Here is a 23,504-nt window from a genome sequence, read left to right on the forward strand (position 1 = left end):
AAAAAGCAATTTAATTCGAATAGTTGCGCTTTTATGTGGAAAAATGCGCAAAATTCAATTATAGCATTTTATCAATGGTAGATGTTTGCTCCCATCGCTCAAATGCATTCGTCAAACATCTCAAGCATTTTGTTGGTACAAAATTGCTTCATCCTTATTCTCTAAAACTGGTAAACGGCAAAAAGCATGAAATTTCTCGATCAAGCAAAAGTATATATTCGCTCCGGCAATGGTGGCGCTGGTGCGGTCTCTTTCCGCAGGGAGAAGTTTCTTGAATTTGGCGGCCCCGATGGCGGTGATGGCGGACGTGGCGGTGATGTTTGGGCTGAATGTGTTGCAGGTCTTAACACCTTAATTGATTATCGCTTTCAACAGCATTTCAAGGCTAAAACCGGCATGCATGGCATGGGTCGTAACCGCACCGGCGCTAAGGGTGAAGATGTTATTTTAAAAGTACCCGTTGGTACGCAAATTTTTGAAGAAGATGATGAAACCCTAATTTGCGATTTCACTCGTGTTGGCGAGCGTTTTCGCCTAGCAAAAGGTGGTAATGGCGGTTTTGGTAATTTGCATTTTACCACATCTACTAACCGCGCACCAAGGCGTGCCAATCCCGGTCAAGATGCCGAAGAGCGCACCTTATGGTTGCGCTTGAAGTTGATTGCTGATGCGGGTCTTGTTGGCTTGCCTAATGCTGGTAAATCAACCTTTTTGTCAAGCGTGACCGCAGCGAAACCCAAAATTGCTGATTATCCCTTTACCACTTTACATCCCGGCCTTGGCGTTGCCCGTATTGATGGCCGCGAATTTGTGATTGCGGATATCCCAGGTCTTATCGAAGGCGCCCATGAAGGCGTTGGTATTGGTGATAAGTTCTTGGGCCATGTCGAGCGTACGCGGGTGTTATTGCATCTTGTTTCAGCACGCGAAGAAGATGTTGCCAAAACCTATCGCACCATTCGTGATGAATTGGCAGCCTATGGTAATGGTCTTGATGAAAAGCCGGAAGTTGTTGCGCTGTCGCAGGTTGATATTTTAACCCCTGAAGAACGCGCCGAAAAAATGTCGGAGCTTGCAAAGGCTGTAGGATCTCCCGTGCTTGCCCTATCAGGTGTGACCCGTGAAGGTTTGGAAGGTGCATTGCGCATGTTGATGAAAAACATCGACGAGAGCCGCATTGAGGAAACAAGTGAGGCGTAAAATTTGATGGCGGCGGTCAAACAATCATTAGCAAGCTATAAGCGTATTGTGGTTAAAATTGGCTCTTCCCTTTTGGTTGACCCAAGTTCTGGCCTTAAACAAGACTGGCTTGCCGCCATTTGTAGTGATATTGCCGCACTCAAAAACTCTGGAACAGAAATTATGGTTGTTTCCTCTGGCGCTATTGCCTTGGGTCGTACCTTGTTATCTATTCCATCGGGTGCGTTAAAACTGGAAGAAAGTCAAGCTTTTGCGTCGGTGGGGCAGATTGAACTTGCCCGCGCCTATAATGAAGAATTGCAAAAATTCCAGTTGCGCACGGGGCAAATTTTATTAACCCTTGACGATACCGAAGAGCGTCGGCGTTATCTCAATGCTCGTGCCACCATGAATACTCTGCTAAAATTGGGCATTGTGCCAGTTATTAATGAGAATGACACGGTTGCCACCAGTGAAATCCGCTATGGCGACAATGATCGCTTAGCCGCGCGCGTTGCAACAATGATGGGCGCAGATTTGCTTATTTTGCTATCTGATATTGATGGGCTTTATACGGCACCGCCGCATTTGGATAAAAATGCTAAATTATTACCAGTGATTGATGCCATTACCCCAGATATTGAGGCCATGGCAGGCGTTGCAGCGTCAGAATTATCACGCGGTGGCATGAAAACTAAGCTTGATGCTGGTAAGATTGCTACTAGCGCCGGCACGGCAATGATTATCACATCGGGCAAGCGGCTTCATCCACTTAAAGCTTTGGATGAGGGTATTCCTTATAGCCTCTTTAAACCATCAGAGCGTCCAGTCAACGCGTGGAAGACGTGGATAGCCGGCCAGATTGAGCCAATGGGTATTTTACAGGTTGATGAAGGCGCAGTACGGGCCTTGCTTGCCGGTAAATCACTTTTACCTGCTGGTGTTGTATCAGTATCGGGTCAATTCCATCGTGGTGATACGGTTGCGATTGTGCGCCCCAATGGCGGCGAAATTGCTCGCGGGCTTATTGCCTATGATAGTGATGAAGCACGCCGCATTGCTGGTCATAAAAGCACGGAGATTGCTGATATTTTGGGTTATGATGCGCGTTCTGCCATAATTCATCGCAATGATATGGTTGTGCATAAATAGGGGGATATAATGCCAGATCATCATCAAAATCATGATATCGCCCGTGCCATGCTTGATATGGGGGTGAAAGCGCGGCAAGCCCAACGCAGGCTAAAATCGGCCTTGCCGGAACAAAAGACTACCGCTTTAAAAGCCATTGCCGATGAAATTTCTAATAATTGCCAAGCCATTCTTGCTGCCAATCAATTAGATATTGAGCAAGGGACAAAAGCTGGCATGTCGGCAGCAATGCTTGACCGTTTACGCTTAGATGAAAAACGCATTGCGAATATTGCTGACAGCGTGCGCATGATTAGCAATTTGCCTGATCCGGTAGGCAGCGTCATTGATGAATGGGATCGTCCCAATGGTTTGCATATTCAAAGGGTGCGCACGCCGCTTGGAGTTATTGGCGTTATTTATGAAAGCCGCCCCAATGTAACCGCCGATGCGGCTGCTCTTTGCCTTAAGGCTGGCAATTGCGTCATCTTGCGTGGTGGTTCGGATTCGTTTCATTCATCAAATGCAATTTATCAAGCAATTAAAGCAGGGTTGTTAGCGGCTGGCTTACCACAAAATGCCGTACAAATGGTTGAGACAACCGACCGCGCTGCGGTTGGCGAAATGCTTAAAGGTCTTAATGGTGCAATTGATGTAATCGTGCCACGCGGTGGTAAAAGCCTTGTCAAGCGCGTGCAAGATGAAGCAAGAGTCCCTGTCTTTGCTCATCTTGAAGGTATTTGCCATATTTATATTGATAAATCTGCTGATAAAAATGTTGCTAATGAGGTTGTACTCAATGCAAAAATGCGCCGTACTGGTATTTGTGGCGCAGTTGAAACCTTATTGGTAGATCGTGATTTTGACATGCAAGCATTGATTGCGATTTTGAATAATCTTGTTGCTAAAGGTTGCGAAATTCGAGGCAGCACTGAAATATTGCAAATATTTGATAAGGCAGTGCCAGCAAGTGATGAGGACTGGTCAACCGAATATCTTGATGCGATTTTGTCGGTGCGTTTTGTTGATGGCATTGATGAAGCGATTGACCATATTGAACATTATTCATCGCATCATACAGAAGCTATTATTGCTGAAGATCCTCAAATTGTTGAAACATTCTTTAATGGCATCGACTCAGCCATTCTAATTCATAATGCCTCGACGCAATTTGCCGATGGTGGTGAGTTTGGTTTTGGGGCGGAAATTGGTATTGCGACGGGTAAAATGCATGCACGTGGGCCAATTGGTGTTGAGCAGCTGACTTCGTTTCAATATCATGTACTGGGCAAAGGGCAAATAAGACCTTGAGCGACAAGCTAGCCGATCATTATTTGAAAATGCCTCATGCGGAAAAAGGCAATATTATCGGCCTTTATGGTGGTTCGTTCAATCCGCCGCATAAGGGGCATGTTTTAGTGGCCGATATTGCAATGACACGGCTACGCCTTGACAAGCTATGGTGGATGGTAACGCCAGGCAATCCGCTTAAAAGCCAAAAGGAATTGCGCCCATTAAGTGAGCGGGTAGGCTTAAGTGAAGGGCTCATCTCTGATCCACATATTAAAGTAACAGCATTTGAACAGGCGATTGAAACACGCTTTTCAGCAGATACTATAAACCATATATTGCAGCGTAATGTCGGTGTGCATTTTGTTTGGGTTATGGGGGCAGATAGTTTGAAAAACTTCCATCAATGGCAGCATTGGCAAGATATAGCTCGTAAAATCCCCATTGCAATTATTGATAGGCCGGGTGCAACAATTGCAGCGCTGTCATCAGTGACGGCACGGCGTTTTGCCCAAAACCGTATTGATGAACGCTTAGCAAGCGGCCTTGCTTTGATGAAACCGCCTGCATGGACCTTTATCCACGGCCCACGCTCAAGCCTTTCATCAACACAATTGCGCCAAAGCTAAATAGTTGATAAGGCATTGGTTAATAATTTATCTTGCCAATTATAATAATTTACGGCACATTTAATAAATGTGATGCGTAACGATATCTTTTATAGAAAGGGACGGCTCTGAAAACCGCAACACACTTAAACGACACCTTGTCGACAAGCGATCCAATCTTGGCTAGTAATCGGCCTGGTCGCAAACCTCATAAAGCTATTCCTCTGCCTGAGCTACAGCTAGAATTTATTATTGAATGCCTAGAAGATGCTAAAGCAGAAGACATCATCCAAATTGATATTAGGGGCAAGTCTGCACTTGGCGATTTCATGGTTATCGCTTCGGGTCGTTCTAGCCGCCATGTCGCCTCTGCTGGTGACCAAATTTTACGCAAACTACGCGAAGAAGGCGTGCGTAATGTAAAAGTTGAAGGACTACCTGATGGTGATTGGGTGTTGATCGATACCGGCGATGTTATTATTCATCTCTTCCGTCCAGAAGTGCGTGAATTTTATAATCTGGAAAAAATGTGGCAACAGCCGGATAATGACAAAAAATAATGAAATATATGCAAGGTTATCTATTGGTTAACCTTGCATTTTATTGTTCCTTTTTAATATATGAATAATAAGCTTTCACCTGAAGCAATATCTGCTATTGTTACTTTTGATTTTAACGCTATCAATCATTGAAAGTTGTTATGGCAAATAGAACTTATTTTTATGGTATTAGCGATTATTCGCCTAAAAAGAATGTTTATCCAGAAGTAGTATTTGGTCTTGGCGACCAACCCTATGCCATTCCCTTTTTTTTTCGCCTTTTGGTAAGCGGTAATCCGCAATGCGTTTCAAGTCTTATTTTTTCACCTGAAGATGATGACGATCAACAACTTATTCCAGCCATTATCGGCGATGGAGATATTGGCTATGCTCGCTTTCAAAAAATCGCTGGTTTAATGAAAGACCTTGCTCGTAATGTCAATCCGTTCATGATTGAGGCTTTTGAGGAAGTGCAAGAGAATCTATCGCAAAAGCGCGTTAAGTATTATTTGCTTGAAACATATGAGATTGATGTATTGGAAAAAACTAATGATTTCACCCTTGTGGAGTGGGTTGAAATGGAATGTAAAATTTGCCAGCAAATAGGAACTGCGGTCGATAATTTAAAGGGGCCAAAATTTTGGCAAAGACGTAAGCTTTCACAAGCAATGCGAAAAAATGATCCAAAAACGCGTTTAAATCATCTCACACTTAGCGATACATTTGACCATATTAATCGTGGTAATGCCATGCTTGGGCTCGCAGCTCTATCTGCGGAGCCTTTTTACATGCCTTATACGCGTGCGGAATTTGAAGCCGAACAGGAAACGAGTAATGAATATAATGGCAATGATCAATAAATAAACATCGCTGCAATACGATATAAAAACATTTTCGCGGAATTGCATGCGAAAGCGTTTGAAACTGAAAAACGATGAAAGCCTGATAAGGAAAAAATCTGTGCAAGTTGGAATTTTTGCTGTTGGCCGCATGAAAAAAGGCCCAGAGCGTGAGCTTGTTGATCGCTATTTTGACCGTTTTACAAAATCGGCTCCGGCCTTAGGCTTAAGTTTTGGCGGCGTTCATGAAATTACCGAAAGCCGTTTTGATAAGGCACAAGCACGCATGGATGAAGAAAGCAATAAGATGCTTGAACGCCTGCAAGATAATGCGCGACTAATTGTACTTGATGAGCGAGGAAAGTCCATTTCATCTCGTCAATTTGCTGATGATATTGCTCAATTTCGCGATGATGGCGCGCGGCAATTATTAATTGCGATTGGTGGGCCAGATGGCCATGGGGATTTGGCACGTCAAAGAGCAGATAGACTTCTATCCTTTGGCTCGATGACATGGCCACACCAGATTGCTCGTATTTTGCTTGCCGAGCAGCTTTATCGGGCGACAACGATTTTGAGTAATCATCCCTATCATCGTGATTAGCGTCAAAAATCTAAATGTTTATAGGTATAAATTTTAGGGTTTTTATATGGAAATTGACAGTATTTTTTATTTAGGCGCTGGTTTTTATCTGGTATGGGCTGGTCTTGCAATTTTAGGATTTTTATTAGCACTTGTAAGACCAGGTTGGTTAACGCGTATTATCGCCTTGCCACTTATCGCGCTGCCCTTTATCTATGTATTTTTATATTTTTCCCAAAATTTACCCTATGGTGAAAATGATGGGTGGCTTACTTATTTTGTTCGAAGTCATGGAGACCCAGACTTATTAGCCAAATATAATCAGATTCCTAAAATAATAACCGGTTTCATGATTCCAGGAATTGAGATAAGCAATCCGCTTATCTGTTGGATGGCGCTTTGTTTGGCGGTCATGTTTATTTCTATAACCTTTCCGAAATTAAAGTTTTTATCTGGAACAGGCACGCCTAGCAAAGGAAAAGTATTCAAAAGACTCGGTCTTTTTTTACTGGTTCTTGCTGCAACATTTGCTTATCATATCCATCAATATGATCCATTAGCTGAGTTGCGTTTTATAAGTCCTAAGACACCGATTGAACAAGGTAGTAAAGAAAAGAAGGAATATCTTTACCTTTCTAACATTAGCAAAAATTTGGGTCGATTAGTTGATAGCGATCGTACAACAGCCTATTTTACGCGAGATATTGCCAATAACGCACGTGAAATCACCGTTTTGGATGTGGGGAAGCTTCGTTATGAGCAGGCACAAATATATCTTGCACAAAAAATGGCCTATAATAATCCTCGAATTTACAATCTTGTACAAGAATATATTGATACTATCGTAGAGTTTTATCCTCTTGCGCGTGAAATGAAAAACCACGCAACGATTAAGGATAATGATGATTTAACATTTATCAAAGAAAATCAGCAAGCCTATATTGATTACCTTCATAAATTTAAATATTTACGGCGCGAAATCGGGCTTGCATTACCGCCGGATTTTTATAATGTCACACAAAATTATCGAAACTCACTAGATCAAGATGACAAAAGGCAATTATACCTTGCTGTTGTCGAAGATTTGTTGGCCTTAACAGTTTTGGCGGATAAGGCGCTGAAAACAAGTCGTTATAGTGATGAGGTTCAACAATTTAAAAATAACGCTGAAAAAATGCGGAATGATTATAATTTATGGCGGCAAAGCTTTGATGCTGCTCGGTTACAATCCTATGGTAATCTGCATGAAAGCATGGTTCATTTTTACAAACGCTTTGCTGACTATATTGGCATGGTGAAAATATATCCACCAAATGAAAAAAATAATTTATCACTTGCGATAATGCGAGATGGTTTGTTGAGTTCGGTTAATCTTATCAATTATAAAGAATATTATTGGGAAGATATTGCACATTAAGACAAAAAAATGGCTTTGGTTAAGTTTACTTTTCCAAAGCCATGATGATTTTAAATATATTTTGGGCAAGATAAATTATTAAGGATCTATTTGGCGTGCTGCCCAAGCATTAACCTCAGCATCGCGATAATCATGAATATTGCCAACGCCATCTTGCTCGCAAGCATTTAAAAGTCCACGTAAAATGTTGCCTGCAAGAAACGGCCCTTCATAAACCATTGAGCTATAAAGCTGCACCAAGTCTGCCCCAGCTTTGATTTTTTCTAATGCTGTTTCACCATTATGTATACCGCCTGCACCAATAATATTATAATCCTTACCAAGACGCTTACGCATTTTTGCAAGTACAATGGTCGAGCGTTCAAAAAGTGGTTTACCCGATAGGCCGCCTGCTTCCTTTGCTTGAACCTTATCTCTTAAGCCGCTGCGTGATAGGGTGGTATTGGATATAATCACACCATTAAACGAACTTGCTAATAGCTCTTCTGCAATATCATCCAAGCTTGCTTCATCAAGATCTGGTGCAATTTTTAAAAAAATTGGAATTTCTTTAGCTATTTTTTGCTGTTGGTTTGCTCGTGCAGTAGTTACGGCATTTAATAATTCATTCAAACTACTACGCGCTTGCAAGTCCCGCAAACCGGGTGTGTTGGGTGAAGAAATATTAACGGTAAAATAATCTGCTACATCATAAAAACGGCTAATACCTTGAACATAATCGTCAATACGGTTTTGAGATGTCTTATTGGCACCGATATTTACACCAACAATACCTTGGCGGCGGCGCGCTAGAAGCCGTTGATGAGCAGCATTGTGGCCATCATTATTAAACCCCATACGATTGATAACCGCTTCATCATCAACTAAACGGAAAAGTCGGGGCTTGGGATTTCCCTCTTGCGGTAATGGCGTCAACGTACCAATTTCGGTAAAGCCAAAACCAAGATGCAAAACAGCGTCTGGTACTTCGGCATTTTTATCAAATCCGGCTGCCATACCAAGTGGATTTTTTAAATTTAAACCGGCAAAGTTACAGTAAAGGCGCTTGTCTTCAATGGGGATACCTTTTGAAAGTCCAGTTTTTAATCCAGATATAGCTAAAGCATGGGCTTTTTCCGGGTCACACTTATAAATAAATGGTTTGATAAGCGACCATGCTAGACTTTGCTTGATTGGAAAATTCATAATAAATCCTCATCCATGGAAAATATGCCATTATCGTCAGGGTTAAATGACCAGACATTTTTTATAAGCTGGCAATCTAAAGTAGCATAAAGATGCGGAAACAATGCCCCACCGCGTGATACTTCATAGCGTAAGGCTTGACCAAGCTTTTCTTCATCAACTTGCACTAACCAAAGATTTTCTTGACCCTTAAAATGCTTATTGGCGGTTTCAGCAACTTGAGCGGCAGTTGAAAAATGGATGAAACCATCAGCAAGATCGATAGGTGCGCCTAAAAATACACCATCTTTTTGGGCTTGTTGCCATTGTGGATCGGTTAAAATTTTATAGATAAAGGCCATATAAAATCTGCCACTTCAAATCTAGTTTCATACTAACAAAATATCGCTGCGTGGCAAAATCATATCATTATCTGCCTTGCGCTTCTATTTCTTTCATATGGCTATAATGGCTAAAATACAATTGGCAAAATGATGCTTATAAAATTTAAGGGGTTTAAATAAAAAAGCGCCAAAGCAAATTGCTTTGACGCCTTTAAAAGCAAAATAGTCAATTAGACCTCTAAATAAAGGTTTGGTTCAATTATTAACGAATTTGAACCGGCACTGTCAGGCCACCAGCACCATCTGGTGGTGTTGGTATAGGAGATGCCATTTGCACTACTTTTAAAGCAATTTCATCCACACGATCATTGCCTGATGAGCGACTAATACGCGCAGATGTCACTCTTCCTGATGCATCATAAGAGAATTTTATGGTTGCTGTACCAGATAAACCACCTGCTTGGCGCTTTAGGCGACCGGCCATGCTACGTAATTTAACCTGCACCCTACCTTTCCAATCGTTAAACAGCTTGCCGCCTAAACCATCGGTCGTACTGGTGCGTGGTGCGGCAAAAGTATCGCCACGTTTTGCATTAACATTTGGTGCAGCAGCCTTCTGGTTGCGATCTGCCTTTTGGGCTTGTTTCTTAGGTGGTGGTGTTTTTTTCTTTGGCTCTGGCTTTTCAACCTTTTTAGGTTCAGGCTTTTGAGGCTTTGGTGTTGGTTTTACCTTTTCCTCTTTAGGCTCTTCCTTTGGCTCTTCCTTCTTTACCTCTTCCACCATATCTGATGGTGGAGTGATAACGGGGTCAGGCTTTACCTCTTCAACAACGGGCTCAGGTTCTGGTAACGGCTCTGGTTCTGGCTCCGGCACTTCTTCCGGCTCTTCTTCAACGTCAGGCTCATTAATTTGCGTTTCAGCCTGCACGTCTTCTGAAACATCTTGGCTATCTGGCGCTGTCACTTCTTCGGCAAACACCAACATCAAAGCAGGTGGGGCGCCAGCAAGACGGTCAGGTTCATTGCCAAAGCGATAAACTGCAACGGCTGCAGCAATATAAAAAAACGTGACAAAAATAGCCGCACCACCCCATAATAGGCATTTCTGCCACCAAGGGGCCGCTGGTAGAATAAAGGGGGACTGCTTTTTCCCTGCACTGTCCTGTCCCGTATTTCCCTGCATTGTATCAACTCCTAATTGGAATGCCTCAATAAGCCGCGTTCCTATTTTTATTGCTCGTATTTACATAATTCTTGCAGCGCATTTTTATATAATGAGCTCTTAATGTCCCGTGCCTGAATTTCACAAATAAGCAAAAACACTATATAATTTTAAAGTCTGCTACTTCCAAAATTTGCAAAAAATGTCTAAATGAAATCCAGTCATGAATGAGACGCTTGCCGTTTGCGCAAAATTGCATAACCGTTACAACTACTAACAAATGGATCACCATTTTTCTGAAGATGGATCTCTCGCAGCTTTATCATCAATTGTCTCATCACCAGATTGCTTTTTTTCCACTTTAGGAAAACTTAACGGAACTGTAAGGGTTCCGCCCCCGTTAATTGGTTTAGGTATAGTTTTCATACGTTGAAATAGAGCTAAGGCATATTGGCTCAGTTTTTCATCGCCTGAAGAGCGCAAAACTTTAACGTCAGTAATTGTGCCCTCTTCATCATATTTAAAACGGATAGTAACCACGCCACCTTCCGTTTCTTCAATGCTTAAAACGCGCCTAAAAAAATTTTTAATCCTAACCTGTACGCAACTTTTCCATGTTATGAAATCTTTTTGACAACGCATTTCATACGCTAAAGCCTCATCCTCAGATGGCGTATTTGGCTTTACCGATGTCACTGGGGGTGAAGCTAGCAATTCTGTAGATTGATTAGCTTCACTTTGATGGTTTGTGTCATCATTTACAATATGTTGGTTATCACTCGTTTGGTTTCGTATTTCTGCAAATGCAAAATGTAATGGCAACAAAAGCAGAAAAGACAAAAACACAGTCAATGACTTTATCACTTTTATGCTTATTTTAAATTTTGCATTTTTTACCATCTTTAAATTTCCAATATATTTAAAGCGCTTATCATTGCGCCGCAGGTGGAGCAGAAGGAGACATTTCAAGCCCAACAAGCCCAATGCTAAAATATCCAGCCGCCCGCAATGAATTGAATAAATCCATCATTGCACCATAATTAACATTAGTATCACCACGGATGAAAATCTTGGTTTCTTTGTTATTTTGACTTTGTCTATCAAGCTCAGCAGCGAGGTTTTCTAGGTTTACTGTAACATCGCCAACAAAAAGTGACTTGTCTTGCTGAACCGAAAGATAGATTGGCTTATCTTCTGGCGGCTGGGCCTGCGTTGTTGATGCTGGTAATTTTACTGGAATATCGCTGGTAGCCAAAGGTGCAGCAACCATAAAAATAATCAGTAGAACCAAAATAACATCAATAAACGGCGTAACGTTAATGTCATGATTGAGGTCTAGTTCGTCACCAATTTCACCAAGTTTTGCAGCCATTATTCTACTCCGCAGCTAAAGGTTGTATGGGGCGCGGCGATTTTCTTTGGGCTTCGCGAAAATCAAGATCACGGCTGACAAGACGCTCAATTCCGGTTGATGCATCGGTTACAATTTGACGATATCCGATAATGGATTTGGCAAGATAGTTATAAATCACCACAGCAGGAATAGCTGCAACAAGGCCGATTGCCGTTGCAAGCAATGCTTCAGCGATACCAGGTGCCACAACCGCCAAATTGGTTACCTGCGATTTAGATATGCCGATAAATGCATTCATAATACCCCAAACAGTACCAAATAGACCAACAAAGGGGCTAATTGAACCAATGGTTGCCAAAATAGCGGAGCCACCAGCCATGCGCCGGCCTGCATGAGCTTCAATACGTGATAAAGCGGATGTTACGCGCTCTTTGACACCGCTGCTACCAGCCCCATCCACTGCATTAATCGACATACGCACTTCATTGGCGGCGGCATTAATGAGGCGGCCGCTGACATTCTTTTTATTAGCAAATTTTTCAATTGCTTCACTAAGGCTATGGGAACTTACAATCTCGCGCACCGCATTTCGTACTTTTGCTTTGGCAATGCTAAGCTCAATCGTTTTAGCAACAAAAATAATCCAAGTGAGCAATGATGCCATTGCAAGACCAATCATCACTGTTTTAACCACCCAGTCGGCTTGCATAAACATGCCATAAGGGGAAAGGTCATGTGGCAGTGTTGACTTATCAACACCAACTGCTGTCTCAGTACCTACTGGCGCGGCATTTGCGTCACTTTGACCACTTTGTAGCAAATTAGTATTTCCATCTGAATTTACTGGCGGTAATGGTTGTACAGGTTGATTGCCCGTAGCTTGATTTGCTTGACTATTTTGCAAATTATTGGCAGGTGCCACAGTTTGCGCACCATTTTCTTGGGAGCCATTATTGGATGGCAATTGCGCATTTTGAGACGTTGCGCTAGCTGGTGCAGAATTCTGACCTATAGGCGCTTGAGGTGTATCAACTGAAGTATTTTGACCACTTACTGTTGCAGTCGATGGCGCAGTTGCTGGTGCAATGGCAGTACCAGCTGCAGGTGTCGTTGCTGGTGGCGTAAGTGTTGGTTGCACTGTAGGTGGTATATTGTTTTGAGAATCAACGGCTTGATTTGGAGTTGATAAAGCCCCACCGCCTTCAGTTGGTTGTGTAGGGGCATTTTGTGCATGGCTATAACCAACCATAACCAATAATATGCCTAGTGTTCCCACAAATTGCTTTATTAAGCCACTCATCATCATGCCTCTTACACATCTCAAATATAATAGGAAATTTGCGGCTATTCTTACCCTTTAATAATATGATAAATCAAGTCATGTTTAAAAAAAATATTGAAAAAGTCAAGTATCAGCTTTTATTCATGATTTTATGCACTAATTATTAGCATTTTTTGTCGGTAAATATATTTTATTCGCCAATACTGGTAAAGTTTATAGATACAACAAATATATCACGCGATATTTTACTAAAATTTACCAATGGGTATCGATAGGTAATGCTGTATCTTATTGAGCTGGCGACTCATTTAGAGGGGATAGCTTTTTGTCCTCGAACAGGAGACAGAAAAACAGCCCCCCCGATAGCCGCCATGCCTATAGTGCCTCATCAGTGCTTTAACGCTTGTCACGCAACTGTTGCGCGTATAGGCTAAAAAGGAGAGGGCTAAATATAGCCTATTTTTTATTGTTCCTAAAGCATTTATAGGGTGTTTAAACGAACCGTTCCAACAAATGAAGTTACTAAAGGTGATTTCAATTTAAGGTCATTTAATGCTACTCGCAATTGGCTAAGTCCAATATAAAGCACTTTATAACTGCTTCTTTCGTTGGCTCGGTGGAACGTATCTTTGCAGTAATTGCAGACAATGACAGATCTTTGGCGGCCACGCGAAGACTTAAATTTTACAGCTTTGATGCATCTAAGCAAATATCTTAAAGAGTAGTTTAAAAATGCTAGGGGTACATAACAGTATAAATATAATAAATTTAAACTGTTATTTTGGTTGTTAGCGTATTGAAGCGGCAGCAAACTTGATTATGATGTCTGTTGCTTATAGTGATTTTAGTACCAATCGTTACTACCCTGTGGGCATGGCAGATTGATTAATATTAAGATAGCAAGGCGCTATAATACCATCTTTTATACCTTAAAGTGGGTTGAATTATATTATGACAATAAATTCCAAAAAAATCATAAAAAATCTTAGAACTATTGCAGATGAAGTTCAGACTAATTTATTGTCTGATGGCTGGAAAAAAACAGTGGAATTGCTTATATTAAATTTGAAAATACAGCAATCATTAGTGCTACACCAAGAGTTCAAACTGAAGAATTAAATGTTTATACCCATTTGGAATATTATAATATTGATTTAAATAATTTGGCTTATTATTTTAGCCTATATTCCATCAATCGTAGTCAAAAAAATGACGTCAAACTTCCTATAAGCAGGCATTTGTTCGGGACAGGAGTTTGCCCACTTTTTTTTACAAGCGAAGATTATATTTATGATGGAATAGATATGGATAGATACGTTAAGCATATCAAAGATCAGGCTTATTTAATGTATGAAAAATATAATAATATCGATAACATTATTAAATTATATGATAATGGAGAATTTTGGGTTCAATATTTAGTCATGAATATGTATACTAAGAATTATAAAAAAGTATGCGATATGATAAAATCAACAGATGGAAAATATTTTATAAAAGATAATGTACAAGTTGGTATTGAAGCATATTTAAAAAATCATGAATTATGTTAAGAACTGTTTTGAGAAAGACCAGTTTTGATAATGAATGGCCGACTTTCCCCTGTTCTATTTTGTGAAAAATTATGCGTGACATAAAATCTTAGCACGAAATAGTTGAAGACGAAAATGTGGTTAAAACCATTAATCGCGCGCGGATGAGGTTGGCAAATTTTAGACTGATGGATTTGATGCTGTTACCACGTATCTTATCGATAAAAATGGCAGTAAAATTGAAGTAATGCAATTTTAGGTTTTTCTGATATTTATCAAGTAGGTACAGATTATATGTTTTTGTTGATCTAGACAGATGAGCACGATAAAAATACCTGTAAAACCACAAAATTGCATGAGCTAAATCATCCCCTTGCTATAGGAATTTTTGCTGGTCTATGCTATTGCATAGCCATTCTTTCCCTCCTTTTTAATAGGGTAATTCTCATGGCTGTCATTTCTAAACATGTTCCCGCTCCTGATTTGCATCGGGTGCGCCGCGCTTTGCTTTCTGTTTCTGATAAACGCGGTTTGATTGATTTTGCAACTAAGCTTGCGGCCCACGGTGTTGAACTTATTTCAACAGGCGGCACAGCCAAAGCAATTAGTGACGCGGGTTTGAAAGTCCGCGATGTGTCGGAAATTACGGGCTTTCCTGAAATTATGGATGGCCGTGTAAAGACCTTGCATCCATCGGTTCATGGCGCATTATTAGCCGTGCGTGACGACCCAGAACATGCCAAAGCTATGCAAGATCATGGCATTGTTGGCATTGATCTTGTCGTTGTTAATCTTTACCCATTTGAAGAAGTTGTCGCCTCTGACGCTGATAATGACACCATTGTTGAAAATATCGACATTGGCGGCCCTGCGATGATTAGAGCATCGGCTAAAAACCATGCCTATACCGCCATTGTCACCGATCCTGATGATTATGACCAAGTTCTTGCTAATCTTGATAAATATGAGGGCAGCCTTAACCTTGAGTTTCGCCGCAAACTAGCGGCTCGCGCTTTTGCTCGCACTGCGTCCTATGATGCTGCTATTTCCAATTGGTTTGCAAAAACATTAGAAATTGATACACCAACATGGCGCGCAACAGCTGGTAAATTGCACACTGTCATGCGCTATGGGGAAAACCCACATCAACAAGCTGGCTTTTATGTTAATGGTGAAAAGCGTTTTGGTGTTGCAACGGCGCAAGTTGTGCAGGGCAAACAGCTTTCTTATAATAACATCAATGATACCGATGCAGCCTTTGAATTAGTTGCCGAATTTTCGCCAGAAAAGCAAGCCGCGGTTGCAATTATCAAGCACGCTAATCCTTGCGGTGTAGCCCAAGGCACAAGTTTAAAGGACGCTTATTTACAAGCCCTATCTTGTGATCCTGTTTCAGCCTTTGGTGGCATTGTTGCATTAAATAGCATTCTTGATGAAGAGGCTGCAGAAGAAATCGTAAAAATCTTCACCGAAGTTATCATTGCGCCAGACGCAACCCCTGCAGCTCGCGAAATCATCGCCGCCAAGAAAAACTTGCGTTTGCTCATTGCCGGTGGCTTACCTGACCCTAAAGCTGCAGGCATTACCTATCGCAGTGTCGCGGGTGGCCTTTTAGTGCAAAGCCGCGATAATGGCATTGTTGATGCCTGTGATTTACAAGTGGTAACTGAGCGCCAACCAACTGAGCGCGAATTAAATGACATGAAATTTGCTTTCCGCGTTGCAAAACATGTAAAATCAAACGCCATTGTTTATGCTAAAAATAGTGCGACCGTTGGCATAGGTGCTGGCCAAATGAGCCGTGTGGATAGCGCCCGTATTGCCGCACAAAAAGCCGTTGATGCCGCCAATGCCCAAGGCTTAAGCGAGCCGCAAACCAAAGGCTCTGTTGTTGCATCAGACGCATTTTTCCCATTTGCTGACGGTTTATTATCCGCGATTGAGGCAGGTGCCACCGCAGTTATTCAACCTGGTGGCTCTATCCGCGATGATGAGGTAATTGCCGCGGCTAATGAACATGATGTTGCCATGGTGTTTACTGGTATGCGTCATTTCCGCCATTAATTTTACCTATAATATTAAAATCCGCTCAATATGCCATTGGGCGGATTTTGCTTTTATAATGGAGGCATAGGATTTGACTTTTATTTATTCCACACCAATATTTTTTGAGTGAAACAGAATAGATAATTGACTTATGGCAAAAAAACGCTAAAAACAAATCCCATAGGAGTTTTCGAAAATGCGTCAGTTATCAGAAAATTTGGCTCAATTTACACACCATTTTGGTGTAAGCCTTGCTGCGCGCTCGTCAACTCTAAAATCTGGCCTCAAGAAAACGACAACCAAAACGGTTTAATGTCCCTTGGCCAACTCGCCCCTCTCCCGGGTAAAGGCCCGGGGAGAAAGCCTGGTGTGGCCGCCGGGTTCTCGTGAAAAGCGGAGAGGGACAGGAGTGACAAAATGGGTTATAAGGTTGCAATTGTAGGCGCGACAGGCAATGTTGGCCGTGAAATGCTTAACATCTTAGAAGAACGCGGCTTTCCTGCAGATGAAATTATTCCTCTCGCTTCAAGACGCAGTTTAGGAACAGAAGTTTCCTATGGTGACAGAACACTTAAAGTTCGCGCCCTTGATAATTATGATTTTTCAGATACTGATATTTGCCTTATGTCTGCTGGTGGTACTATTTCAAAAGAATGGTCACCTAAGATTGCCGCACAGGGCTGTGTCGTTATCGACAATTCATCGGCATGGCGTTATAATTCTGATGTGCCTTTGATTGTGCCTGAAGTTAATCCTGATGCGATTAATGATTTTAAAAAGCGCAATATTATTGCCAATCCAAATTGCTCAACTGCACAGCTTTTAGTCGTGTTGAAGCCTTTGCATGACGCAGCGACCATCAAGCGCGTTGTTGTATCCACCTATCAATCTGTATCAGGTGCAGGTAAGGAAGGTATGGACGAACTTTTTGAACAAGCACGCGGCGTTTTTGTTGGCGATCCAATCTCGGTTAAAAAGTTTACCAAGCGCATTGCTTTCAATGTTATTCCTCATATTGATGTCTTTATGGAAGATGGCTACACCAAAGAAGAATGGAAAATGGTGGCCGAAACCAAAAAGATGCTCGATCCAAAGATCAAGATGACCGCAACAGCTGTGCGTGTTCCTGTCTTTATTGGCCATGGTGAAGCGGTTAATGTTGAATTTGACAAGCCAATTAGCGCTGAAGAAGCCCGCGAATTATTGCGTGACGCTCCAGGTGTTCAGGTAGTTGATAAGCACGAAGATGGTGGTTATGTCACACCCCATGAAGCTGCAGGCGAAGATGATACTTTTGTTAGCCGTATCCGCGAAGATATCACCGTTGAAAACGGCTTATCTTTCTGGGTGGTTGCTGATAATTTGCGCAAGGGCGCTGCTCTAAACGCAGTACAAATTGCAGAACTTCTCGTTGCCAAGGGGCTATTGACACCTAGATCAGCTGCATAAATTATAATAATTTATCCCCAAAATGGCAAACCCATTTTGGGGATTTTTATAGGTGCTTAACGACATCTCATCATTAAGTCTTATTGGTTATTATCCAGCAGCTAAGCCTCAATTGCTTGACTACAAACCGCTTCACACTTTTTCAAAAATTTTTTGTCTGCGCATTTCTTAACGAAAAACCGCTACGCACTTTTTCTAAAATGCTTGCCTCAAACATCAAGACATATATCAATATTATATTCTAAAACCCCATCTTCCTGAAGTGTGGAAAGATTATTGTTAGGATTAATATTAATCAGGCGATAAATAAGGTTATTGTCAATATCGCCGTCATAATTATCGAGTGAATTGAGTCTTTGTTCTCGCCAAACAATATTCAACATATTGCCATCCAAAACGCACCAATATATGCTTATATTTTCAAGTTTAACATTATTGTTAATCGCATCATGAATGAGCCCTTGTATTAAAAGTATCAAGGGAGGTTGGTAAAGCGCGCTCAAAGCAACACGATCGCCTTCAATTGAAATGGCGCTGATATCAGCTACCATTAATGATAATGCATTCTTAATAATGTCCTCAATATCTTTCGATAAGCCCTGCATATCAATAAAAGATGCTTGAACTTCCACCAAGAGATCAAAGCGGCGTTGTAATTCATTTTCAGCGCTTACTGTATCACTTTCACGGCTCAATACCTCATCGACTGAACGCTCAATCATTTTGATTATATCACGAACCACGCTTACCGATTGTTGTTTCAATATGCTAAGATTTTCATGAAAATGCTTACGTTCTGTTACATCTGTTCCCTGCACATAAATGCCAATAATCTCGCCTTCCTTGTCGCGAATAGGATGATGCAAAAAATCCGCGTAGCGAATTTTAAAGTCAGGGCCGTTATTGATAAAAGCACGATAAGGCAACTCTCGCGCCATAAATGGTTTTCCAGTTTTCCAGACGGAATCTAAACGCCCGACTATATCTTTTCGTAATGGCTCAGGTGCAAGTTCTTTAATGCTTAAACCGATTACATCCATGCCACCAAGCATCACTTCTACTTCCTTATTCGTAAAAGCGAACCGGTAATCTTCTCCTAAAAAAATCATTACAAACCCAGGGGCTTGCGCGAGCAAATCCTGTAAAAATGCCAATTCTGGAAGTTTTTTAACGTTAGTCAAAATAAATATCCAATTCAAACAACGCATCTTAAGCCAAGCGAAAAATTGCCGAGCAATGCAGGAAAATAGGTGTGACTTTTGAAGGGAATTCATCTAATTGATTAATTAGAATATAAATAGAGCACTTAAAATATAAGCTCATTCCACAGTAAGTCATGATCGATATGATAACAACGCATAAAGCTGATAATTGGTTGCGCGCTTGTGTGACTTTTATGGAAAGCAAAGCAAATTTTATAGATCAAATATGTGGGCTAGATTTTAACTTTAAGCGATTGCTTTTATGAAAACGACAATTAAAAACTGAATTAACATGCCCTAAACGCGCAAGCCACAAATGATCATCTTAAGTAAATGACCATTCTATTCATTTCTACAGCTAAAGAGTAAGATGATAATATTTCCCTATGCTCATGCATTTTCAAGACATAGGTCAAGTACATATTCAATATTTTGCGGACGTCTTGACGATTTTATCCTATTCTTTTGGTTCAGCGTCATTAGTCTTTTTACAACACTGCCATCAAGGCTTGATAATTGGCACTTTTCCATTTCGATTGCTTTTTCTTGCCAAGCTATATTTAACCTATTTGGGCCGTTTCGCTTCCAACTTATATGGATTTTTTCAGGGGGTACGCCGTTCTTAATAGCATTGCGTGCCATGTCTTGCACCAACAACACCAAGGCAGATTGGTAATTGCGGTCAAGTTCCATTGGCTGCCCACTAATTTCTATAGCTTGCGCATTAGGCATTATCAGCGATATAGCGTTTCGGATAATGTTGTATAGACTTCTATTATCATTCGTATCGCTTAAAAAACTTGCCTGTAACTCTGCCAATAAATCAAAGCGACGTTGCACGTCGTTATAAGCGCTATCCAGATTATCGGCTGTTTCTAATGCATGGTTAACCGAGTTTTCGATCATGGTTATAATATCACGCACAAGGCTTATAGACTGATGTTTTAAAAAGGCCAAATTTTCTTGCGCAATTTTTCGATCGGTAACGTCAATCCCTTGCACATAGACGCCTACCATTTTGCCATCATGGTTTTTAATCGGTTGATGTAAAAAGTCACCATAACGCACAATAATATCGTTCTTGTTCTTATCGTAAGTTCGATAAGCTAAAGATTTAGCCATGAATGGTTTTCCGGTTTGCCAAACGCGGTCAAGTCGCTTTGTAATTTCATGACACAAGTCAGGAGGCAAGGTTTCAAAAACGGTTCGGCCAATAACATTACGTCCGCGCAGCATCACCTCCATGCCTTTATTCATAAAAGCATAGCGATATTCACGGCCCAAAAATACAGTAACAAAACCTGGAGCCTGCGCGACGACTTGCCTTAAAAAATTGAGCTCCGACGAAATTTCTATTGCATACACTCAACATTACCTCATAAATTTAAAATCTAGTCTTAAAGATGCGGCAAAATGAAATTGAATATTGAAAAATAGAAAAATCAATAAATTAGAGACATTTCTTTGGTTTGATAACAGTCAAATATAAGCCTTTTTTATTTCCTAGCTTTGAAAAATATTACAATGCCACACTTAAATTCGTTAGTTATGGCAGTTAAAGACGATTGAAAGGTTTGCTAGGTTAATTTTTCTAAAAATTTATTTTTGATTGAAGTTTAATGATACGCTAATTGGTAAAATATCTTGCAGAGTAGTTTTGACAATTTTGATTCAAACTTTTGTTCAGTCAGATGCGATAAATGAAAGCGAAAAGCTGTTAAATGTTTAAGTATTATTCCCTCAGTCTAAATGATGCTATCGTGATTTTTTATATTTAAAATTGATTCTGTCTTTTGAAATGTTAATGGGGTTGGGCATTTGCGATGGTAAAGGAAAAAGTTATTTCCGACATCAATTTTTTAAGGGAGCTTATCGCACAGGCTCCAGGCTTTGTTATTGTGTATCTTCACCGGCAACATGAGATATATATAACCAACAAAGCCCTAGAAGAGCTTGTTTGGCAAACTGATCTTATCGGCCATACAGTTGATGAAATTGTCCCCGAATTTGCACGAGATGCAGTGCGCGAAAAGCTTGATAGAGTTTGGGAAACCGGCGAGCCATATATTGGTAATGACATACCAATTTTGGTGCAACCCCCAGGTAGTGATCACCCAGTTACCCGCTATGTGGACATGATTCATCAACCATTACGATCCGCCAGCGGTGAAATGATTGGGATCTACGTGCAAGGGGTAGATGTCACAAAACGGCGTGAATATGAAGAAGAAGTAAAGCTGTTAAATGGCGAATCAATTCATCGTATCAAGAACATTATTTCCGTTGCCAAAGCAATTGTATTACAAACCCTAAAAACAAGTGATGATGTTGGCAGTGCCCGACAAAAAATTACCAAACGGCTTGAAATATTAAATTCAGCTCAAAATGCCATTGCTGGTGAAAGTATATTTAAACTTGATCTACGCAACATTATCAAAGATTCTATTGCGACAACCCTTGAAACTTTTCCCAATATCTCAATCGACGGCCCTTCTGTAAATTTGCCAAAACGCTATTGTTTACCGTTAAGTCTCACCTTGCATGAGTTGGCAACCAATGCATTGAAATATGGAGCATTATCGGTGCCCGACGGCATATTATCAATTCATTGGCAACTACAAGAAGATGGTGCAATTGACATTTTATGGGAAGAAAAATTTACAAATAATAATATAAAACAGGAAGACAATTTTGTTAAGCCGGTTAAAAAAGGGAAAAACGGCTTCGGCTCAAAACTTATACAACGCAGTCTTGGCATTGATGTACGCAATAAAATATCCACTGATTATAAAGCTGATGGATTTAGCTGTTTCATCAAACTTTATTTGGATGACTAGAAATTTATGCGCAGTACTCAAAAGGAATAAGTACTAAACAGGAATATGCGTCCAAATTTATCGCCAAAAAAACAAATAAGATATCCATTGCCTTTAAGTAATGCAGAGCTGTGTTCGAATATTATTTTAAACTTGATAATTAAGGCAAATTTTGTGCCATCGCCACTAAATTGGCTTGAACTAGGGCTATAAGGCTTTTAAAAGGCTTTTTGTTAATTAGCAAAGCTGCAAATCACGACAAGTAGATAAGAATGACCGATAAAAATAAGACCTCAAGCGACAATGTAACGCCATTACGTCCGCCTGTACCCTGCCCAGAATGTGGAAAACAGTCCAGCCGCAGCACTTATCCATTTTGCTCTTCAGGCTGTAGATCAATGGACCTTAACCGTTGGCTATCAGGTCGTTATGTCTTACCTGGTAAACCAATAAATGATGAGAATGAAAATTGATTTTTGCTTTTCTTTGTGTTGAGATTTTGTGAAAGCTTTAATTATTAACTTCGTCAATCAATATATCGAATGATTTTTTTCTTTAAAATCAATTGGTTGGCGATTAAGAAAAGTAATGAATTGCGCAAATTAAATATTACTAAATATATAATTCAATTATTTTAGGAAAAATAAGTATTATTGATTGAACCGATTTACTTACCAAATATGTAAGAAAATTTATTTATTGATAAGCCCCCGCATGGCTTATCAAATTTTATACACTAAATGAGCGCATGGTTGCACCAGCAGAATCAGCATCTGGCCCATAATCAGATTCACCATCAACACCTAAAAGCTCTTGTAATCGAATACGGGCGCGACTAACGCGGCTTTTTACTGTACCAACCGCACAACCGCTAATCTCAGCCGCTTCTTCATAAGAGAATCCTGAAGCACCAATAAGAATAATTGCTTCACGCTGATCGGCTGGCAATTGTTCCAAAGCTTTTTTGAAATCTTGTAAATCTAAAGCACCATATTGTGAAGGATGCACAGCCATATTATCGGTAAAGACATTATCTGGGTCTTGAACTTCACGCCCACGCTTGCGCATTTTGCTAAAAAATTCATTACGCAAAATAGTAAAAAGCCAAGCCTTTATATTTGTGCCTGCCTCAAAACTATCTTGCTTGCCCCATGCTTTCATAATGGTGTCTTGCACAAGATCGTCAGCCCGATCATAGGCGCCGGTTAATGATACGGCAAATGCCCGCAATTGCGGCAAAGTTGCCAACATATTTCGTCGAAAATCATTTGCTTCACTAGTCACTTTATTCCCCCTTAAAGCCTTTCGCTTGCCCATTCATTTCTATTTCGTCAAGCTGTTCGAGAAGATCCAAAAACCGATCTGGAATCTCTTCCTCTTGAATCGAAGTATAAAAGGCACGCAACTGATTTGCGATTTGGCTGTTAGAACCAAATAACTCATCAGACACAGGCTGACCCCGATTTTCACCTTTGTCTTCTTTATTTTGCATTTTTTCTAACCTTTTAACTTTAACCACAAATATAAGTGATGTATGTTCTTTACCATCAAAAGATGATAAGTGGTA

Annotated in this window: 23 protein-coding genes; 13 read left to right on the top strand and 10 right to left on the bottom strand. The window is 40.6% G+C overall.

From position 1 onward, the window contains the following. The first annotated feature begins 186 nt into the window (after positions 1-186). The 8 genes from obgE (at position 187) to N5852_RS02785 (ending at position 7,586) form a co-directional block, all read left to right on the top strand. Positions 187-1,200 (top strand): GTPase ObgE, encoded by a 1,014-nt coding sequence (obgE, locus tag N5852_RS02750; protein ID WP_182417714.1) that lies wholly within the window; start codon positions 187-189, stop codon positions 1,198-1,200. Positions 1,201-1,206: 6 nt separating this feature from the next. Then, positions 1,207-2,331 (top strand): glutamate 5-kinase, encoded by a 1,125-nt coding sequence (proB, locus tag N5852_RS02755; RefSeq protein WP_262098883.1) that lies wholly within the window; start codon positions 1,207-1,209, stop codon positions 2,329-2,331. A gap of 6 nt (positions 2,332-2,337) precedes the next feature. Continuing rightward, positions 2,338-3,621: a glutamate-5-semialdehyde dehydrogenase gene (locus N5852_RS02760; RefSeq protein WP_410004242.1), complete on the top strand. Its 1,284-nt coding sequence runs from the start codon at positions 2,338-2,340 to the stop codon at positions 3,619-3,621. A gap of 29 nt (positions 3,622-3,650) precedes the next feature. Continuing rightward, positions 3,651-4,229 (top strand): nicotinate-nucleotide adenylyltransferase, encoded by a 579-nt coding sequence (locus tag N5852_RS02765; RefSeq protein WP_262099667.1) that lies wholly within the window; start codon positions 3,651-3,653, stop codon positions 4,227-4,229. 158 nt (positions 4,230-4,387) lie between these two features. Continuing rightward, the gene (gene rsfS / locus N5852_RS02770) at positions 4,388-4,768 is read left to right on the top strand and encodes a ribosome silencing factor (protein ID WP_410004225.1); all 381 of its coding nucleotides are present in this window, start codon (positions 4,388-4,390) and stop codon (positions 4,766-4,768) included. Between the two features lie 140 nt (positions 4,769-4,908). Continuing rightward, positions 4,909-5,607, top strand: coding sequence for a DUF7822 domain-containing protein (locus N5852_RS02775; protein ID WP_262098886.1), 699 nt, complete (start codon positions 4,909-4,911; stop codon positions 5,605-5,607). A gap of 100 nt (positions 5,608-5,707) precedes the next feature. Next, positions 5,708-6,190, top strand: coding sequence for a 23S rRNA (pseudouridine(1915)-N(3))-methyltransferase RlmH (gene rlmH, locus N5852_RS02780; protein ID WP_262098888.1), 483 nt, complete (start codon positions 5,708-5,710; stop codon positions 6,188-6,190). Positions 6,191-6,236: 46 nt separating this feature from the next. Beyond that, entirely contained in the window at positions 6,237-7,586 is a 1,350-nt protein-coding gene (locus N5852_RS02785; protein WP_262098889.1) for a hypothetical protein, read from the top strand. Positions 7,587-7,664: 78 nt separating this feature from the next. Here the strand turns inward: N5852_RS02785 and N5852_RS02790 are convergent, their stop codons facing one another. From N5852_RS02790 to exbB, 6 genes are all read right to left on the bottom strand, one after another. Next, the gene (locus N5852_RS02790; protein WP_262098891.1) at positions 7,665-8,771 is read right to left on the bottom strand and encodes a quinone-dependent dihydroorotate dehydrogenase; all 1,107 of its coding nucleotides are present in this window, start codon (positions 8,769-8,771) and stop codon (positions 7,665-7,667) included. Continuing rightward, positions 8,768-9,112, bottom strand: coding sequence for a DUF952 domain-containing protein (locus tag N5852_RS02795; protein ID WP_315973233.1), 345 nt, complete (start codon positions 9,110-9,112; stop codon positions 8,768-8,770). Before N5852_RS02795 ends, N5852_RS02790 begins: the two co-directional genes overlap by 4 nt. A 244-nt stretch (positions 9,113-9,356) precedes the next feature. Beyond that, the gene (locus tag N5852_RS02800) at positions 9,357-10,277 is read right to left on the bottom strand and encodes a cell envelope integrity protein TolA (RefSeq protein ID WP_262098893.1); all 921 of its coding nucleotides are present in this window, start codon (positions 10,275-10,277) and stop codon (positions 9,357-9,359) included. Between the two features lie 264 nt (positions 10,278-10,541). After that, entirely contained in the window at positions 10,542-11,156 is a 615-nt protein-coding gene (locus N5852_RS02805; protein WP_262098895.1) for an energy transducer TonB family protein, read from the bottom strand. A gap of 31 nt (positions 11,157-11,187) precedes the next feature. After that, on the bottom strand, positions 11,188-11,628 hold the full coding sequence (gene exbD / locus N5852_RS02810) for a TonB system transport protein ExbD (RefSeq protein WP_262098897.1): 441 nt from the start codon (positions 11,626-11,628) through the stop codon (positions 11,188-11,190). 4 nt (positions 11,629-11,632) lie between these two features. Next, a complete protein-coding gene (gene exbB, locus N5852_RS02815) occupies positions 11,633-12,910 on the bottom strand; it encodes a tonB-system energizer ExbB (protein WP_262098899.1) in 1,278 nt (425 codons plus the stop codon). Positions 12,911-14,196: 1,286 nt separating this feature from the next. On the opposite strand from exbB, the gene N5852_RS02820 reads away from it, so the two are divergent. The 3 genes from N5852_RS02820 (at position 14,197) to N5852_RS02830 (ending at position 17,919) form a co-directional block, all read left to right on the top strand. After that, positions 14,197-14,445 (top strand): hypothetical protein, encoded by a 249-nt coding sequence (locus tag N5852_RS02820; protein WP_262098900.1) that lies wholly within the window; start codon positions 14,197-14,199, stop codon positions 14,443-14,445. Positions 14,446-14,871: 426 nt separating this feature from the next. After that, positions 14,872-16,488 (top strand): bifunctional phosphoribosylaminoimidazolecarboxamide formyltransferase/IMP cyclohydrolase, encoded by a 1,617-nt coding sequence (purH, locus tag N5852_RS02825; protein WP_262098901.1) that lies wholly within the window; start codon positions 14,872-14,874, stop codon positions 16,486-16,488. Positions 16,489-16,887: 399 nt separating this feature from the next. Further along, positions 16,888-17,919: an aspartate-semialdehyde dehydrogenase gene (locus N5852_RS02830; protein WP_262098902.1), complete on the top strand. Its 1,032-nt coding sequence runs from the start codon at positions 16,888-16,890 to the stop codon at positions 17,917-17,919. Between the two features lie 209 nt (positions 17,920-18,128). On the opposite strand, the gene N5852_RS02835 is transcribed toward N5852_RS02830, so the two are convergent. Together N5852_RS02835 and N5852_RS02840 are read right to left on the bottom strand one after the other, a co-directional pair. Further along, on the bottom strand, positions 18,129-19,100 hold the full coding sequence (locus tag N5852_RS02835) for a PAS domain-containing protein (protein ID WP_262098904.1): 972 nt from the start codon (positions 19,098-19,100) through the stop codon (positions 18,129-18,131). Between the two features lie 411 nt (positions 19,101-19,511). Further along, positions 19,512-20,486: a PAS domain-containing protein gene (locus tag N5852_RS02840; protein WP_262098906.1), complete on the bottom strand. Its 975-nt coding sequence runs from the start codon at positions 20,484-20,486 to the stop codon at positions 19,512-19,514. Between the two features lie 458 nt (positions 20,487-20,944). Here N5852_RS02840 and N5852_RS02845 point away from each other — a divergent pair, with 458 nt between their 5' ends. Further along, on the top strand, positions 20,945-21,958 hold the full coding sequence (locus N5852_RS02845; protein ID WP_262098908.1) for an HWE histidine kinase domain-containing protein: 1,014 nt from the start codon (positions 20,945-20,947) through the stop codon (positions 21,956-21,958). Between the two features lie 251 nt (positions 21,959-22,209). Continuing rightward, positions 22,210-22,410, top strand: a complete 201-nt coding sequence (gene yacG / locus N5852_RS02850; RefSeq protein WP_262098910.1) for a DNA gyrase inhibitor YacG — start codon at positions 22,210-22,212, stop codon at positions 22,408-22,410. A gap of 256 nt (positions 22,411-22,666) precedes the next feature. Here the strand turns inward: yacG and N5852_RS02855 are convergent, their stop codons facing one another. Further along, positions 22,667-23,254, bottom strand: a complete 588-nt coding sequence (locus N5852_RS02855) for an RNA polymerase sigma factor (RefSeq protein WP_410004226.1) — start codon at positions 23,252-23,254, stop codon at positions 22,667-22,669. After that, positions 23,223-23,429 carry a NepR family anti-sigma factor gene (locus N5852_RS02860; RefSeq protein WP_262098913.1) on the bottom strand — a complete coding sequence of 69 codons (207 nt, stop codon included), beginning with the start codon at positions 23,427-23,429 and terminating at the stop codon, positions 23,223-23,225. The genes N5852_RS02855 and N5852_RS02860 overlap by 32 nt, the downstream gene beginning before the upstream one ends. Between the last annotated feature and the right edge of the window lie 75 nt (positions 23,430-23,504).

The organism is Bartonella sp. HY328 (genome assembly GCF_025449335.1).
Taxonomy (GTDB): domain Bacteria; phylum Pseudomonadota; class Alphaproteobacteria; order Rhizobiales; family Rhizobiaceae; genus HY038.

Coding starts and splice junctions, on each gene's coding strand:
- exbD (WP_262098897.1), bottom strand. CDS start 11,628: ATGGCTGCAAAACTTGGTGAAATTGGTGACGAACTAGACCTCAATCAT.
- N5852_RS02805 (WP_262098895.1), bottom strand. CDS start 11,156: ATGGTAAAAAATGCAAAATTTAAAATAAGCATAAAAGTGATAAAGTCA.
- N5852_RS02790 (WP_262098891.1), bottom strand. CDS start 8,771: ATGAATTTTCCAATCAAGCAAAGTCTAGCATGGTCGCTTATCAAACCA.
- yacG (WP_262098910.1), top strand. CDS start 22,210: ATGACCGATAAAAATAAGACCTCAAGCGACAATGTAACGCCATTACGT.
- N5852_RS02775 (WP_262098886.1), top strand. CDS start 4,909: ATGGCAAATAGAACTTATTTTTATGGTATTAGCGATTATTCGCCTAAA.
- N5852_RS02785 (WP_262098889.1), top strand. CDS start 6,237: ATGGAAATTGACAGTATTTTTTATTTAGGCGCTGGTTTTTATCTGGTA.
- N5852_RS02860 (WP_262098913.1), bottom strand. CDS start 23,429: ATGCAAAATAAAGAAGACAAAGGTGAAAATCGGGGTCAGCCTGTGTCT.
- N5852_RS02795 (WP_315973233.1), bottom strand. CDS start 9,112: ATGGCCTTTATCTATAAAATTTTAACCGATCCACAATGGCAACAAGCC.
- obgE (WP_182417714.1), top strand. CDS start 187: ATGAAATTTCTCGATCAAGCAAAAGTATATATTCGCTCCGGCAATGGT.
- proB (WP_262098883.1), top strand. CDS start 1,207: ATGGCGGCGGTCAAACAATCATTAGCAAGCTATAAGCGTATTGTGGTT.
- N5852_RS02855 (WP_410004226.1), bottom strand. CDS start 23,254: ATGGGCAAGCGAAAGGCTTTAAGGGGGAATAAAGTGACTAGTGAAGCA.
- N5852_RS02830 (WP_262098902.1), top strand. CDS start 16,888: ATGGGTTATAAGGTTGCAATTGTAGGCGCGACAGGCAATGTTGGCCGT.
- N5852_RS02845 (WP_262098908.1), top strand. CDS start 20,945: ATGGTAAAGGAAAAAGTTATTTCCGACATCAATTTTTTAAGGGAGCTT.
- N5852_RS02765 (WP_262099667.1), top strand. CDS start 3,651: ATGCCTCATGCGGAAAAAGGCAATATTATCGGCCTTTATGGTGGTTCG.
- purH (WP_262098901.1), top strand. CDS start 14,872: ATGGCTGTCATTTCTAAACATGTTCCCGCTCCTGATTTGCATCGGGTG.
- N5852_RS02820 (WP_262098900.1), top strand. CDS start 14,197: ATGGATAGATACGTTAAGCATATCAAAGATCAGGCTTATTTAATGTAT.
- exbB (WP_262098899.1), bottom strand. CDS start 12,910: ATGAGTGGCTTAATAAAGCAATTTGTGGGAACACTAGGCATATTATTG.
- N5852_RS02800 (WP_262098893.1), bottom strand. CDS start 10,277: ATGCAGGGAAATACGGGACAGGACAGTGCAGGGAAAAAGCAGTCCCCC.